This is a genomic window from Heyndrickxia acidicola, assembly GCF_001636425.1.
In the GTDB taxonomy this organism is placed as follows: domain Bacteria; phylum Bacillota; class Bacilli; order Bacillales; family Bacillaceae_C; genus Bacillus_AE; species Bacillus_AE acidicola.
Genome location: NZ_KV440953.1, coordinates 2,011,545 through 2,025,890 on the forward strand (window position 1 = coordinate 2,011,545; position 14,346 = coordinate 2,025,890).

The window sequence follows — 14,346 nt, forward strand, 5'->3', positions numbered from 1 at the left end:
CTATGTTGATTGGAGCAGAAATCAACCAGCAGGATAATCAGAGCACTCCACCATACCTTTGTTAGATCCTGGAATAGAAACCAGTCCAATGTTGATTGAAGCGGAAGGCACGAGACTCCTGCGGGATCAGCGTGTTTGCGGAGACCCCGCAGGAGCATGCGACGAGGAGGCTCCGCAACCGCCCCGCGGAAAGCGAGTGCCTGCAGTGTAAATCAACCAGCAGGATAATCAGAGCACTACCAACTTATAAGATAACTTCCAATGGAGAATCGAAACTTTAGTTGATTGAATTCCTTTCCCTACTCTCTCACAACTTTTATCAAAATGAGTTATAATCATCATGAAAAGATATTTTTGAGGTGAATATGCAATGGATAGACATTCAAGATCAGGCCAGCAAGCAGAAGATACTTTTAACGTAAATAATCAAGGAGAAGAGTACACTGCCCGGCAAGAAACAGAAAATATTTATGCCGAAGAATATATAGACAGAGAGCACTCTACCAGGCATGTTGAGGAAAGTGTGCCCTCAGAAGAAAATAAAGAAATAAAGTATCCAAATAGGCAGGAATTGAGAAAGGCACAGGAGGAAAAAGGGTATAAACAACGGTTTTTAGGAATGAATAAGAATAAATCAGTAGAAGAACCCGAAACCGATGGGTATACGCGATCCAGATCCAGAAAACCAAAAAGCAAAAAGAAAGCGGACCTCTTCTGGGGCAAAATAGTACTAAAAATTTTAGCGGTAGCTGCTGTTTGTTACAATATCCATTTCCTTTTAAATTTTATGAACGATTCCTTTAGTTCGCTCTATCATACAATATCTGTCGTTGGAATATGTATAGCTATTAATTATATTGCTATTTGGATCCTGTTCTATAAAAATGCGCTTATAAGATTTTATCTATCCTTAATTGCTATTTTAGGAGCATTGGGATACTATTTCTACACAACCTATACTACGCAATCTATTTTGGGTCATAATTTGGTTTCTTCGGCACTTGTTGCAGTAGCAGCTGTGATAGCAATCAATCCTAAAGTTAATTACTATGTGAAAAGCCTTGCGTTTATGGTGATTCCTTTAGCAGGCATCTATTTAAGCGGCAATAAATTCGCACTTGTATGGGCCTTGCTGTTTAATGCAGGATTGATTCTATTTTTTAGAGTCGCAAAATCAAATAAAAAAGAACCTCGTTTCAAAAGAAAACAAAAGCAATCAGCATACGATAGTCGGTCTTATAAACAGAATTAGAAAGCTTTACAGCAGGTACCTGCTAAATAAAATACGTATATTATAAAAGGTCAGCCAATCAATTATTGGCTGACCTTTTACTTTTATAGAAGACTATTTTTTTTCACTTAACACCCTTGTATCGATATCCATTGATCTAACAAAAGATCGGCTTTTTCCTCTTAAACGAAGCGCCTGTGCTGTGGATTCATGAATTTCTTCCAGTAGCTCGGGGTTTTTCAGGAGTGACAGCCCATAAGAAGGAATCATTTCTTTAATTTTAGGTTCCCAGTCCTTCATGTGTTCAGGAAAGCATTTTGCAATGACTTCAAGCATGACATGAACAGCTGTAGATGCACCAGGAGAAGCGCCAAGTAATGCAGCAACAGAGCCATCGGCGGCAGTAATAACTTCGGTACCAAATTGCAGAGTTCCTTTTCCGCCTTCTTTCGTATCCTTAATCACTTGTACACGCTGGCCCGCTATGACTAAATCCCAGTCCTCGCTCTTTGCATTCGGGATAAACTCACGCAGCTCTTCCATCCGCTGTTCTTTTGATAGTAAAACCTGCTGAATCAAATATTTTGTTAACGACATATTTTTAATGCCAGCTGAAAGCATCGTAATAAGATTATCCGGTTTAACGGAAGTAATTAAATCAAACATAGAACCCGTCTTTAAAAACTTTGGCGAGAATCCTGCAAAAGGTCCAAATAGCAGTGATTTTTTATTATCTATAAAGCGCGTATCAAGGTGGGGAACGGACATTGGAGGAGCGCCAACCTTTGCTTTTCCATACACTTTTGCATGGTGCTTTGCGATTACTTCCGGATTATTGCACACCATAAATATACCGCTTACAGGAAATCCCCCAATATGCCTACCTTCAGGAATTCCAGATTTTTGCAATAAATGCAGGCTGCCTCCACCCCCGCCAATAAAGACAAATTTTGCAGTATGGCGTTCGATAGCACCGCTTTCAATATTTCGTATTTTCAGTTCCCACAAGCCGTCGCTGGTACGTTTAATATCCTGAACGCTATGGTTGTAATGTATATCGACATTTTTATCCTGCAAATGGTCAAAGAGCATTCGCGTTAAAGCACCGAAATTGACATCTGTTCCAGAGTCAATTTTTGTCGCAGCAATTGGCTCATTCGATGTACGCTCTTGCATAATAAGGGGAATCCATTCCCTCAGTTTTTCCGGATTATCTGAAAATTCCATTCCTTGGAACAATGGATTATTTGATAGCGCTTTAAAACGTTTCTTTAGAAAAGAAACATCTTTTTCCCCCTGCACTAAGCTCATATGAGGCAGCTGCATGATAAAGTTCTGAGGATTGCTGATTTGATTGCTGTTTACGAGATGAGACCAAAACTGCATTGAAACCTGAAACTGTTCATTAATGTTTATTGCTTTACTAATATCTACTGATCCATCGGGCTTTTCAACGGTGTAATTAAGCTCGCAAAGTGCTGCATGCCCTGTTCCCGCATTATTCCATTCATTAGAGCTTTCATCACCAGGATTTGAAAGCTTTTCAAATACAGTAATTTTCCAGTCCGATACTAATTCTTTCAGAAGTGTTCCCAAAGTCGCACTCATAATTCCTGCACCAATTAAGATAACATCTGTTTTAGTTTCTCGGTTGCTCATTTTTACCTTCCTTCTTCCTTATCCCCTAAAATTCGCAGAAAGGATGCTGGCGCTCCTGCTTTGGTATCAGCCAAGCAATGTCCAAGCCTAGACACATCCCTATTCTGTCTTATTACATATCATATCATAGTCTCCAACTCTATTATTGCAACTTTCCACCAATTTCACAAAATTTATTTCTATTTTTCCATTCGTTCATTAGGAAAAGATGCCACTATTACCCATTGTGCCTAAAGCAATACTCTATACGAAAACAGCCATTGTAAACCATTTCATTGTCTTCTCTTCTTTATTTTAACTTTCTATTTCGGTTTTTAAAAGATATCATTTGTCTAAAAAAGAAGAAATTAATCTTTCTCTTTTTAAATTTTAAGGAAAAATGTCTATAATGATAAAGATTTAACTATCAAAAGAGGTGAGCCTATTGGATTTTATTTTAAATCATTTATTCGTAATCCTTTTAATATGCATTGTTCTATTTGTGGTGCTACCATTAATAATGAAGCTATTTAAAACCGCCATCACCTTAGCTATTATCGTCCTCCTTTTAGGAGCTGCAGGTGTTTTTGGATCAGGATTTTTAAAAAATCTTCAAAAGCCTATTGCCGCAACTCAGAGCTTTACTGCCCATACGATTGAGCCGGTAATCAAAAAAGATCTTACTGCAGCAAAGTTCAATTACAACCCTCAAACAAAAAGGTATGAGATTCAAAGCGCTTTATTTAAGCTTGACGGTGTTTCTGATCAAAATAAAGCAACTGTAGAAATTAATAAAAAGAATTACACCATTGACGTATCTTTTATAAAATCCTTTATTGATAAACAAATTGCTAAACAAGATAACCAAAAAACATGAAGCATGCTATCTCTTAAAAAGTGTATTTTTTAACTTGTAAGAATTAAAAAACAAAGCAAAAAAAGGAGCAGCCATTCATTTGGCGAACTCCTCTTTTTTTGGTAAAATGCTACCCTGAAAATAACTCTATTACAAGTTTGAAACGTCAAGCCAAACCGACCTCTGGTAATAATCATTGCCTTACCGATATGAGCGAAAGCACTCATTTTCAGTTGTCTATAATGAGAACTTCTCGTTTTTAGCTCATTTTAAAGTAAAGAAAGAAAGGATGCGCGGAGTATCATTTTCCCGAAATGGGTTCATGAGCCCCCTCAAATTACGGTCTGCCACCCTAACGACTATCTTGATCTCATGAAGGAGCCCCGTGAAAAATATGAAACCTATCCAAAATATGCAGTACCAGAATTTGCTGATATTACATTTATCGAAAACGCAGGCGTTGATAATGAAGACTTGATTTCTGTTGCTCCATATGAAGGAATGACAGATGATATTCGAGCCGGCAAGTTAAAATAAGGGAATTCTCTTTTTTCAATAGATGCATAGCAATGGAGCAAACACTCTTTAATACGAAAATATGTCAAGCTGGCATCAAACACGCATTGAGCAATCGATGCGTGTTTTTTAGTGTCTTCCAGTAAAGCCTTAATACAAATAAATGATAACAGTTTGTCCGTAAGATCTTCTAAGATACTTACAAAAATAAATGCCAAGAAGACTGACCGCTTACGAATTTATCCTTTATACGTTATGTAGCAATCTATATAAATATCGCCTTCAGTAATGGGAAAGATGATTTCCAAATGGAACTGACTAAACCCCTGCAGAATGGTGAGCGAAATGTCGAGTTCATTAACTTCACTCATGTTATTCTCTTAATAAGGGGGGGTGGCAATGGATTTGCTTAATGGGATGAATAATGCAATTTGTTTTATTGAGAAAAATTTGACAAAATAGTATTGATTTTAAAGAAGTTGCGAGGCTTGCTTTTTGCTCGGAGTATCATTTCAAAAGGATGTTTTCGTTTCTTGCAGGTACTACACTGTCAGAATATATCCGCCGAAGAAGACTTACACTTGCAGCTTTTGAATTAAAAGATCCTAACGTAAAGGTGATTGATATCGCAGTAAAGTTTGGTTACAGCTCACCAGATTCGTTTACAAGAGCCTTTCAGAACTTTCATGGTATTACACCATCGGAAGCAAGAAATGCCGGAGCAGCACTAAAAGCTTACCCGCCAATCTCTTTCCATTTATCCATAAGAGGGGGAAATGAGATGAAGTATCGTATTGAAGAGAAAGCTGCTTTTAGAGTCATTGGAATCAAAAAAAGAATCCCCCTTGTATTCAAAGGAATTAATCCTGCCATTGCATCAATGTGGAAAGGGCTGACAGAGAACACCTTAAACGATCTCTTAAAACTTTCCAATGTACAGCCTTTCGGATTGATTAACGCATCAGCAAATTTTTCACAAGGAAGAATGGAGGAAAGAGCAGAGTTTGATCATTATATAGGTGTTGCAACAACAGGTTTCTGTCCGGACCACTTCTCCATCTTAGAGGTTGCTCCGTCTACTTGGGCAGTATTTGAAGCAATCGGCCCTTTTCCCGATACACTGCAGGATGTATGGGGGCGTATATACTCCGAATGGTTCCCTTCCTCCAGCTATGAACAGATAGAAGGCCCGGAAATTCTCTGGAACGAAAAGAAGGATACTACCCTGCCAATGTATAAGAGTGAAATATGGATCCCTGTTTCCAAAAAAGATTAGGATTAGTCTGATTTGTATAGCCCAGCAATATAAAAATAACCTCTTATAAAATTCTCAAGAAGAGGTTATTTTTTTCAATTGCATCCTTATAATTGATCTTTAAATAATTCATTTATTCAGTGTGAAAAACTTACCTTTTTTGCCTCGAGGAAACATTTCAACCAAAAATCTTTAAAATCTAGGTGTATTAACTTATTATTCACTCCACAATGGGCGTTCATGGCCTTGAAACGTTTCTAAAATTCTTTTATATTCCGATTCACTAATAATTCCCATTTTCAAACACAGGTATGAATTAACCATTATTTTTTTCTTCATGCGTTTATCCATTTGCATCCGAATCAACTCCTTTATTCTCATTATATTTTACAAAAACAAAAAAGTTTCCTTCGACCAAAAAATAGTTATTCTGGCGTCTGGCTTGTTCTATTCACTGGTCTGACTCGGGATAAATTTCTATGTTAATAACTTTTCGTTTCTTGCTCAAAATTTCACCTAAGCAGAACATTTAACCTAAAACAACAACTGCCTAGAAGAAAGACGAAGAAAAAGTGATTGCCAATTTAGCAGCAATCACTTTTTTCCTAAAAACATTTCATCATTTCTTTAATCGTCGTATGTTAAAGTTTTATGTATTTACGAACGTGATTACAGGAGTTTTGTAATTAACACGAGAGCTCCTACAATCCAACAATAATAAACAAACGGACGCATTGCGTTGATTTCTTTCTTTTTAAACCATCTCATTAAAATCCAGACACTTAAGAATGCAAAAATACCTGCGACTACTCCACCGATTAGTGAAGTTTCTAATAATCCTGGAGTATGGGATTTTAAGATTTTTGGGACTTCCAGAATGCTGGCGCCCGCAATGATGGGTGTTGCCAATATCATCGAGAATTTAGCTGAAGCTTCATGCTTCAGCCCAGCCCAGAACCCTGCAGTCATACTGGAACCGGAACGTGAAAAGCCTGGAATGAGAGCTAATGATTGGAACAAGCCAATAATCGCTGCTTCTTTTATCGTTAAATCCTCGATTTCTTTTGTTCCCCTTGAACGAAGCTTTTCCCCAAAATAAAGGAAAAATCCATTTACAATCAAAAAGATTGCGGCAGTTGTTACATTGCTAAATAAATTCGTTAATGGTTTTTCTAACACAAGACCAATAATCGCTGCAGGCAATGTGGCGACAATCACCAAAACCAATACTTTTTTGCTTCCACTAAAGAGCGATTTGACTATATCCGCCCATTCTCTCCAGAAAAATAATAATAAGGCAAGCGCAGTTCCTAAATGAAGCATCACTACAAACGGGAGAAAATGAACTTTTAAAAATTCCTCATCCAAATTCCAATGAAAAACATACGGTGTAAGAACACCATGTGCCACACTGCTTATCGGAAATAGCTCCGTTATTCCTTGTACGATAGATAATATGATAGTTTGCAAAATGTTCACCAAAATTCCTCCTTTCCATTAATCTGATTTAGTATACAAATTAATTCAAGACTTCAGGTTAAGATTGTGTATTATTTTCGTAAATTTTGTTACATGATGGAAATAATACATGACCTTTGTCCGAGCTATCACCTTACTCCCCTTTTTGTTTCTTTATATTATCCGGAATTTTTATCTATTTTTATTCCACCATAGTAATTTTTCGGTATAATTAACTTTTCATTAACCGTTTAGCCGTTACGATAAAGGAGAGAATGAAATGCAAGGGAAAACGCATGTGTTAGGCGGGGCAGCGGCAGGTCTCTTATATTTATCCGTTAATTCCGCGAATGATCCATTGTTATTTGTTAGCAGCTGTGCCGTAGGGGCTTTAATCCCTGATATTGATCATACAGGATCCACGTTAGGCCGAAAGATTCCGTTGTTGGACAATGTCATTAGTGGTCTTTTTGGTCACCGAACCTTTACACATAGCCTATTATTTTTATTTTTAGCCTTTCTGTTGTTTAAGTTTACACATTGGAATATAGACTTTGAATTTGGGATTCTCATAGGGATGTTCAGCCATATGGTGCTCGATGCCCTAACCAAAGAAGGCATTCAGTTTTTGTGGCCCCTTAAAATTCGGATAAGAATCCCTCTGGGAATTCGGACAGGCGGCCCGTTGGAAAAAGTATTTATGCTGGCATTGGTCTTATACATAGCTTACTGTGGTTACCAAAAAATTGTTTAGAGGCGTATTTCCAGTATCAACGAAGTTTTTTCTAATAAACGCGCAAGCACCTTGCTCATCGGAGTACTAATTTCGTCACTTAATACGGATTTAACACTTTTCTGAAAAGCAACAGTCTATGCAAAAACAGCTTTTCCTAAAGTTTACAAAAGCCGATTCCACTCATGAAATCGGCTTTTTGTTTTTTTCTTAACTATATATTTTAAGTATATCGATACCGATTCTAGATGTTACCTATTGATGAAATCATTTAAAATCTTTGTGTTTTCATGTGATTTATTGTTATTTTCTATGCAAGAAAAATAACGCCACAGAACAAATCTCAGCTGTATGATTTACTCGCCAGGTTGATTGCACCATCATTCACCTTGATTTCCCTTGTTATTATCTATACACTTTTTCCATTAAAGTAGCCAACAGCGTCAAACTTTACTTCTTTAAGCTTTTTTTCTCAATAGGTATATATGGTAGCCGATTACTAATAATATTTATGCAAGTTTAAATACTACTAATAATGGGGTTGTTCTAATGGGCATCATGAGGAAAATGGTTGATAAGCTTTTTATGAGTATTTCATCTCCTGATTCTCCCCTCTCAAGTGAAAGTCCTCAAACCCTAAACTTAAATCTTCAAGTAAATTTACTCAAAATAAAACAATCCTTAGGAGATAGCAGTGATATTATTTTTCGAACAATAAAAATGGGTAAAAACGAGAGTATTGCCATTGCTCTTATTTATATCGATGGATTAATTGATTCCAAATCAGCCCAGAATTTTGTGATGGAATCATTAATGTTTGAAAGCCGAAGTATGGATGTTAAGCCTAAGAAAGTTTTAGAAGTCTTAAAAGACTCCCTACTTACAGTTACAGATTTAAAGGAAGTTCACCTTTTTCATGATCTTCTGGATAAAATATTATCCGGACATATGATTATTTTAGTAGAAGGCTATACTCAGGGCTTTGCCATTGGGTTACAAGGGTTCGAACAAAGAGGTATTTCGGAGCCGGAAACAGAGGGACTTGTTCGGGGACCAAAAGAAGGATTCACTGAATCACTCCGAACTAATATTACTTTGGTTCGTCGCAAAATAAAGCATCCAAATTTTCGTGTGGAATCAAAAAAAATTGGAAGCTTAACGAAAACGGATATTGCTATTCTGTATATTCAGGACTTAGTCGATGAACAAATACTAGATGAATTACGTAAACGCTTAATGAAAATTGATACGGACAGTATTTTGGAAAGTGGCTATATTGAAGAATTCATACAGGATCAACAATTTACACCATTTCCAACTGTACAAAATACAGAACGTCCCGATGCTGTAGCTGCTGCTCTTTTGGAGGGAAGGGTCGCTGTTGTTGTTGATGGAACTCCTTTTGTTTTAATCGTTCCAGCCCTGTTCAGCCAATTTTATCAATCTCCAGAAGACTATTACCAAAGCGCAGATTTTGCTACCTTTACTAGAATTCTAAGAATTTTAAGTCTCTTCATAGCTTTGTTGGCTCCTTCCCTTTATATTGCTGTTTCCACCTATCATCAAGAAATGCTGCCTACTGCCCTTCTTTATAATCTTGCGGCTCAGCGTGAAGGTGTACCGTTTCCCGCCTTTATAGAGGCTCTATTTATGGAAATTACACTGGAAATATTGCGAGAAGCAGGAATTAGACTTCCAAAATCAGTTGGTTCTGCTGTTTCTATTGTTGGAGCATTGGTAATCGGACAAGCCGCAGTAGAGGCAGGTCTGGTCTCAGCAGCGATGGTGATTGTTGTCTCTATAACAGCTATTTCAAGCTTTGCGTTTCCTGCTTTTCATATGGCTATCCCTATAAGGCTTTTGAGATTTGCTTTTATACTGTTAGCAGCAACATTGGGCTTATTTGGAATAACCACTGGATTAATCGCACTCATTCTCCATTTATGTCGACTAAAATCATTCGGCGTGCCATATATGAGTCCTTTTGCGCCCTTGGTTCTGTCCAAGCAAAAAGATACTCTGATACGAGTGCCGAGAAATCTGGCTGATACTCGTTCTAGAAAAAAGTTAAAAAAAAACAAAGTATATGACTAAATAAACAGGTTTGTAGGTGGAAGCGATGCTAAAACGGATAATGGCAGTAGGTCTTACACTTTCTTTTATTCTTATTTTGGCTTCCGGGTGTTCAAGCAGAAGGGAGCTAAATGACATGGCTATAGCCTCGGCGATAGCTATTGATAAAAGGCCTGATGGTTTCCTGGTAACTATACAAGTAGTAGATCCAGGGGAAGTATCATCTCAAAAGGGAGGCAGCGGGAATGCTGCTGTAACCATATATCAAGAAAAAGGAAAAACAGTGGGAGAAGCATTAAGAAGAGTTTCAGTAAAAGCTCCTCGCAGAATCTATTTAGCGCACTTACAAATGCTTGTCATTAGCGACAGGTTAGCAAAAAAGGGATTAGGTAAAATTTTAGATCTTTTCTTTAGAGCTCCAGACTTCCGTTCAGATTTTCTAATTGTGGTAGCAAAATCCATTGAAGCCCAACAGCTGTTAAAAATAACTACGCCTATTGATAAAATTCCTGGGGGAAATATGTTTAAAGCATTAACATCCTCCGAAAATATATGGGCACCATTGACTACTGTAAAAATACAGCAGCTTGTCACCGATTTAGTGTCGGAGGGCAAAAATCCAATATTAACTGGAATAACTGTTACTAATAAAAATAATAAAGCAAAACTAGAGAAAGCTAATTCTACAGCAAACATTCAGGAAATACATAAAGATTCCCGGTTTATCTATAAAGGCCTGGCTGTATTTAAAAAGGATAAATTAATTGGCTGGCTTAATGAGGAAGAAAGCAGCGGATATAACTATATTACAGATAATGTATTTCAGACTTCAGAATCTCTCGTGTGTCCAAATAAAAAAGGCAGTTTACTGGCTACACTTACAAAATCATCCACTAAGATTAAAGTACTGTTTCAAAATCATAGACCTAAAATTAAAGTCCAGGTTCAGGCAAAAGGCAGGATTTCCGAAATTGATTGTCAAGATGTAGATTTAACAAACCCTCATACTATTTCTTTAATAGAAGCCCTGACAGAACAGGCAATTAAACAAAAAATTAAAAAAACCGTACAAACGGTTCAACGTAAATATGATTCCGACATATTTGGATTTGGAAGCAGTATTTATGCCTATCAGCCAAAGGCATGGATGACTTTGAAAAAAAATTGGAACCAGACTTTTAAGGTTCTCCCAGTTGATGTCAATGTCCATGTAACAATAGAAAGGACCGGAAAATTTGGAAAGTCGTTTATTAACGATATTAAATAAACAAATTTAGTTAGGATGAAGATTTTATGAATAACCAAAAGATTGGTCCTTATCAACTATTTACTTTGATGTATTTATTTGAACTAGGGACGGCAATTGTAATTGGGACTGGTTTAACAGCTAAACAAGACGCATGGTGGATTCTTCTTTTGAGTACAGGTATTGGGATTATCTTACTTTTAATCTATACGGCTCTGTACCGAATGAACAAAAATCTTCCCCTAACATCCCTTATTCCCAGAATACTGGGACGTTTCCTAGGGATTCCATTATCACTGCTCTATATATTATTATTTATGAACACGGCTGCAAGAGATGTACGGGATTTAATGGAATTAATTATCATTTCAATTCTCCCGTACACCTCTAAATTAACAATCGGGGCAGTCATCATGATTTTAGTCGCATACGCTATCTTTGTAGGAATTGAACCTTTAGGAAGAGCTGGTGAAATCTTTTTTGTTATCATCCTTATTTTAGGATCTGTTGGAACTATTTTACTTTTCTTCACCGGACATGCTTTGCAAATTAAACGTTTTTTCCCTTTATTTCAAGTAAATTGGAGGGAGATTCTAACAAATACACTCCCGATTACCATTAACGTTCCATTTGGTGAATCGGTTGCATTCACCATGTTGTTCCCCTATCTGAATCAAGCAAAAGCTGTTCGTAAAGCAGGTATATCAGCTATGCTGTTAGCTGGTTTATCTCTTTGTTTAACTGCTGTCCTAGAAATAGCAGCATTAGGTCCTTATATTGCTTCAACAAGCGTTTTTCCCCTTCATATTCTTTCCCAGCAGGTAAATGTACTAAACTTTTTACAGCGGTTAGATGCAATTGCTATTTCAGTTATGATGATCTGTATATTCTTCAAAATCACGATCTTCACCTATGCAGCTTATATCGGCATAAACGATTTGTTTAAAATTAAGAAAAAAAGGCTGACTAACTTCATTATTTGCATCATCATTTTTTCCGCTTCTATTTTGATGGCCCATAATACAGTAGAACATCTTTTTATAGGACTAAAGATTTTCCCTATCTTTATTCTTACTCCTATGCAAATTGCGATTCCACTATTGTTACTACTAGTAGCTTGGATTCGTAAAGATCGGTTAAAAAGTTTATAAATCACGATTTGTACTAAGAGGATGTGGGGCCAAATCACTGGTTTCATCGTACATAATCTGAAAAAACATTGTATTTCTTTTTAATTAACCTCCCCCGTTAGCACATGCACCTGCTGAATAAAATTTATGATTAATTGGAAAAATACTACTAAAAAACTAACTGGGGTGCAGTATGACAAGAGCTATAGAAACACTAAGTGCTTTAATTAAAAATTTCATCGATAAAGAGCCAAAACCTGCACTGCATGTTGGCGAAGTAATGGACTTATGGACAGCATTCACCGCTTTCCATGAAGCACATTCTCTATACCAGGTTGGCCTTAATACAACAACAGACCCCGACTTAAAACATGTACTTATTAACGCATTAGAAAGCAGTAAAGGCGATACAAAGATCATTGAAGAATTTCTATTGCAAGAAGGGGTTCCTTTACCTTTCGTGAATCCAGACAAACCTATCTCCGAACCAAGTGCTGTCCCTGAAGGAGTAAAACTAACGGATGATGAAATAGCAAATCTGATTTCTGTCAAAATTGCTTCTTCCATTACTTTCTGTGCACAAGCTATGTCGAAAACTGTCAGAACCGATGTTGGAATGTTGTTCTTTGAAATACAAATTGAATTAATGAAATTTGCGGCACCCTTAAAAAATTTAATGAAGGAAAGAGGCTGGTTAAGAATCCCTCCATATTACAATCCTCCTGGCAGCTTAGTTCTAAAGAATGAATAATTGCGGAAGGAATATCTCTCTTAATAGTTGGAATGGCCATTTGAAATGATTGTGAATTTTTATTAAAGCATAATAAAAAAAGCCTGCTCCTTTGGAGTTCAGACTTTTTTAATCGTTTTCATTTACAGATTCTCGAACCTACTCTTGAACAGCTTAACCAAATGATCCAACAGGATAAAAATAGTTTGTGCTTATTAAATTAAGAGAACTTTGTGCGAATGATTCTGCTCTACCATTTATCCAAGCATATAATGTTTGAGAAGCCGCTTGTTTTAAGAAATGAATTCAACTTCTTCTAATTTTGATTTTTTAGGAGACTCCGATGAAAATTCAATCACAGAGCGTCCTACATTAATACAATTACAATCATGAAAAGAATCAAGGGCTTTATTAATATCATCGAGTTTAATTCGATCGAGTACAAGTTCATCCAACATAAATTTCCCATCCAAATAAAGCTGAGCAATCATTGGAAAATCACGGAACGGCTGTGTATCGCCGTAGAAGCTTCCTTTTAGGATTTTTCCAACCCGGTGGAATCCGCCTGCAGGAAGGTTTAATGTAATTGAAGGATTGAACGCACCAACAACCACAACGGTTCCACCTTTACGAGTCCCTTTCCACGCTCCCTCGGTTGCCTTCGTATTCCCTGAGCAATCGATAGCAAAGTGAACACCAAAGCCGCCCGTCAGCGCTTTCAAAGCCTCTTCCACATTTTCTTCAGCCACATTGACAGTATGTGTTGCACCGAATTTTTTGGCCATTTCAAGATTGGCCGGTTTTACATCACATGCTATGATTTTGGCAGCACCTGCAATCCGTGCCCCTTGAATGGCATTTACACCGACACCGCCGATACCAAAAACGGCAACCGTAGATCCCGGTTTTACATTAGCAGCATTAACAGCTGCCCCATACCCCGTTGCAACACCGCAGCCAATTAGGGATGCTTGTGCCAGAGGCATCTCATTTGGAAGCTTTACACATGACATCTCCGGCACGACTGCATATTCAGCGAATGTAGATAACAAAGAATTATGAAAAATCGTCTTACCATCTTTACTTAAGCGAGAAGTACCATCTAATAATGTCCCATCAAACATAGGCCCAAAAGCTGACTCACATAAATGAACAGCCCCTGTCACGCAAAATTCACAAGTTCCGCAATAAGGTACCCAGCTCAACGCTACTTTATCTCCAGCCTTCACACTTTTTACATTCGGCCCAACAGCGGCCACAATACCCGCCCCTTCATGGCCAAGAATCGTGGGTGCGGGTGTTGTTTCATCGGTTAATGCGTTTAAATCGCTGTGGCAAACGCCTGTTGCTTCAATTTTCACAAGAACCTCATTCGCTTTTGGTTCAGCCAGTTCTACTTCTTGAATTTCAAGCGGTTTTCCTGCCCCTGTCATGACTGCAGCTTTCATTTTCATTTTATGTTCCCCCATGTCTCCAGAAT

Annotated in this window: 13 protein-coding genes and 2 pseudogenes; 10 read left to right on the forward strand and 5 right to left on the reverse strand. The window is 37.4% G+C overall.

Annotated features, from left to right (window positions below; genetic code table 11):
• Positions 1 to 88 precede the first annotated feature (88 nt).
• Both A5N88_RS26110 and A5N88_RS09380 read left to right on the forward strand, forming a co-directional pair.
• Positions 89 to 211, forward strand: a complete 123-nt coding sequence (locus A5N88_RS26110; RefSeq protein WP_260525551.1) for a hypothetical protein — start codon at positions 89 to 91, stop codon at positions 209 to 211.
• Positions 212 to 370: 159 nt separating this feature from the next.
• Positions 371 to 1,252, forward strand: a complete 882-nt coding sequence (locus tag A5N88_RS09380) for a hypothetical protein (protein WP_066265101.1) — start codon at positions 371 to 373, stop codon at positions 1,250 to 1,252.
• 93 nt (positions 1,253 to 1,345) lie between these two features.
• On the opposite strand, the gene A5N88_RS09385 is transcribed toward A5N88_RS09380, so the two are convergent.
• The gene (locus tag A5N88_RS09385; protein WP_066265104.1) at positions 1,346 to 2,890 is read right to left on the reverse strand and encodes a malate:quinone oxidoreductase; all 1,545 of its coding nucleotides are present in this window, start codon (positions 2,888 to 2,890) and stop codon (positions 1,346 to 1,348) included.
• A gap of 424 nt (positions 2,891 to 3,314) precedes the next feature.
• Between A5N88_RS09385 and A5N88_RS09390 the strand changes: the two genes are divergently transcribed.
• Both A5N88_RS09390 and padC read left to right on the forward strand, forming a co-directional pair.
• Positions 3,315 to 3,746: a hypothetical protein gene (locus tag A5N88_RS09390; protein ID WP_066265106.1), complete on the forward strand. Its 432-nt coding sequence runs from the start codon at positions 3,315 to 3,317 to the stop codon at positions 3,744 to 3,746.
• Positions 3,747 to 4,025: 279 nt separating this feature from the next.
• Positions 4,026 to 4,262, forward strand: a pseudogene (gene padC, locus A5N88_RS09395) (phenolic acid decarboxylase); the annotation flags it as partial.
• Positions 4,263 to 4,480: 218 nt separating this feature from the next.
• Here the strand turns inward: padC and A5N88_RS26115 are convergent.
• Positions 4,481 to 4,612, reverse strand: coding sequence for a hypothetical protein (locus A5N88_RS26115; protein WP_260525552.1), 132 nt, complete (start codon positions 4,610 to 4,612; stop codon positions 4,481 to 4,483).
• A 28-nt stretch (positions 4,613 to 4,640) separates the two neighbouring features.
• On the opposite strand from A5N88_RS26115, the pseudogene A5N88_RS09400 reads away from it, so the two are divergent.
• Positions 4,641 to 5,517: pseudogene (locus A5N88_RS09400) on the forward strand (AraC family transcriptional regulator).
• Positions 5,518 to 5,712: 195 nt separating this feature from the next.
• Here the strand turns inward: A5N88_RS09400 and A5N88_RS25485 are convergent.
• Together A5N88_RS25485 and A5N88_RS09405 are read right to left on the reverse strand one after the other, a co-directional pair.
• The gene (locus tag A5N88_RS25485; RefSeq protein WP_198160227.1) at positions 5,713 to 5,853 is read right to left on the reverse strand and encodes a hypothetical protein; all 141 of its coding nucleotides are present in this window, start codon (positions 5,851 to 5,853) and stop codon (positions 5,713 to 5,715) included.
• Positions 5,854 to 6,165: 312 nt separating this feature from the next.
• Complete coding sequence (locus A5N88_RS09405; protein WP_066265109.1) at positions 6,166 to 6,975, reverse strand: undecaprenyl-diphosphate phosphatase; 810 nt, start codon at positions 6,973 to 6,975, stop codon at positions 6,166 to 6,168.
• Between the two features lie 259 nt (positions 6,976 to 7,234).
• Here A5N88_RS09405 and A5N88_RS09410 point away from each other — a divergent pair, with 259 nt between their 5' ends.
• From A5N88_RS09410 to A5N88_RS09430, 5 genes are all read left to right on the forward strand, one after another.
• Positions 7,235 to 7,708 carry a metal-dependent hydrolase gene (locus A5N88_RS09410; protein ID WP_066265112.1) on the forward strand — a complete coding sequence of 158 codons (474 nt, stop codon included), beginning with the start codon at positions 7,235 to 7,237 and terminating at the stop codon, positions 7,706 to 7,708.
• Between the two features lie 528 nt (positions 7,709 to 8,236).
• The gene (locus A5N88_RS09415; protein ID WP_157090633.1) at positions 8,237 to 9,781 is read left to right on the forward strand and encodes a spore germination protein; all 1,545 of its coding nucleotides are present in this window, start codon (positions 8,237 to 8,239) and stop codon (positions 9,779 to 9,781) included.
• A gap of 25 nt (positions 9,782 to 9,806) precedes the next feature.
• Positions 9,807 to 11,027, forward strand: coding sequence for a Ger(x)C family spore germination protein (locus tag A5N88_RS09420; RefSeq protein ID WP_083953096.1), 1,221 nt, complete (start codon positions 9,807 to 9,809; stop codon positions 11,025 to 11,027).
• A gap of 26 nt (positions 11,028 to 11,053) precedes the next feature.
• Complete coding sequence (locus A5N88_RS09425; RefSeq protein ID WP_066265114.1) at positions 11,054 to 12,157, forward strand: GerAB/ArcD/ProY family transporter; 1,104 nt, start codon at positions 11,054 to 11,056, stop codon at positions 12,155 to 12,157.
• Between the two features lie 172 nt (positions 12,158 to 12,329).
• Positions 12,330 to 12,887, forward strand: coding sequence for a DUF3231 family protein (locus tag A5N88_RS09430; RefSeq protein WP_066265118.1), 558 nt, complete (start codon positions 12,330 to 12,332; stop codon positions 12,885 to 12,887).
• 272 nt (positions 12,888 to 13,159) lie between these two features.
• On the opposite strand, the gene A5N88_RS09435 is transcribed toward A5N88_RS09430, so the two are convergent.
• Entirely contained in the window at positions 13,160 to 14,320 is a 1,161-nt protein-coding gene (locus A5N88_RS09435; RefSeq protein ID WP_066265120.1) for a Zn-dependent alcohol dehydrogenase, read from the reverse strand.
• Positions 14,321 to 14,346 lie beyond the last annotated feature (26 nt).

Bases quoted from the DNA above. Each gene is read 5' to 3' on its own strand.
- A5N88_RS26110 (WP_260525551.1), top strand. From the start codon at position 89: ATGTTGATTGAAGCGGAAGGCACGAGACTCCTGCGGGATCAGCGTGTT.
- A5N88_RS09380 (WP_066265101.1), top strand. From the start codon at position 371: ATGGATAGACATTCAAGATCAGGCCAGCAAGCAGAAGATACTTTTAAC.
- A5N88_RS09385 (WP_066265104.1), bottom strand. From the start codon at position 2,890: ATGAGCAACCGAGAAACTAAAACAGATGTTATCTTAATTGGTGCAGGA.
- A5N88_RS26115 (WP_260525552.1), bottom strand. From the start codon at position 4,612: ATGAGTGAAGTTAATGAACTCGACATTTCGCTCACCATTCTGCAGGGG.
- A5N88_RS25485 (WP_198160227.1), bottom strand. From the start codon at position 5,853: ATGCAAATGGATAAACGCATGAAGAAAAAAATAATGGTTAATTCATAC.
- A5N88_RS09410 (WP_066265112.1), top strand. From the start codon at position 7,235: ATGCAAGGGAAAACGCATGTGTTAGGCGGGGCAGCGGCAGGTCTCTTA.
- A5N88_RS09415 (WP_157090633.1), top strand. From the start codon at position 8,237: ATGGGCATCATGAGGAAAATGGTTGATAAGCTTTTTATGAGTATTTCA.
- A5N88_RS09420 (WP_083953096.1), top strand. From the start codon at position 9,807: ATGCTAAAACGGATAATGGCAGTAGGTCTTACACTTTCTTTTATTCTT.
- A5N88_RS09425 (WP_066265114.1), top strand. From the start codon at position 11,054: ATGAATAACCAAAAGATTGGTCCTTATCAACTATTTACTTTGATGTAT.
- A5N88_RS09430 (WP_066265118.1), top strand. From the start codon at position 12,330: ATGACAAGAGCTATAGAAACACTAAGTGCTTTAATTAAAAATTTCATC.
- A5N88_RS09435 (WP_066265120.1), bottom strand. From the start codon at position 14,320: ATGAAAATGAAAGCTGCAGTCATGACAGGGGCAGGAAAACCGCTTGAA.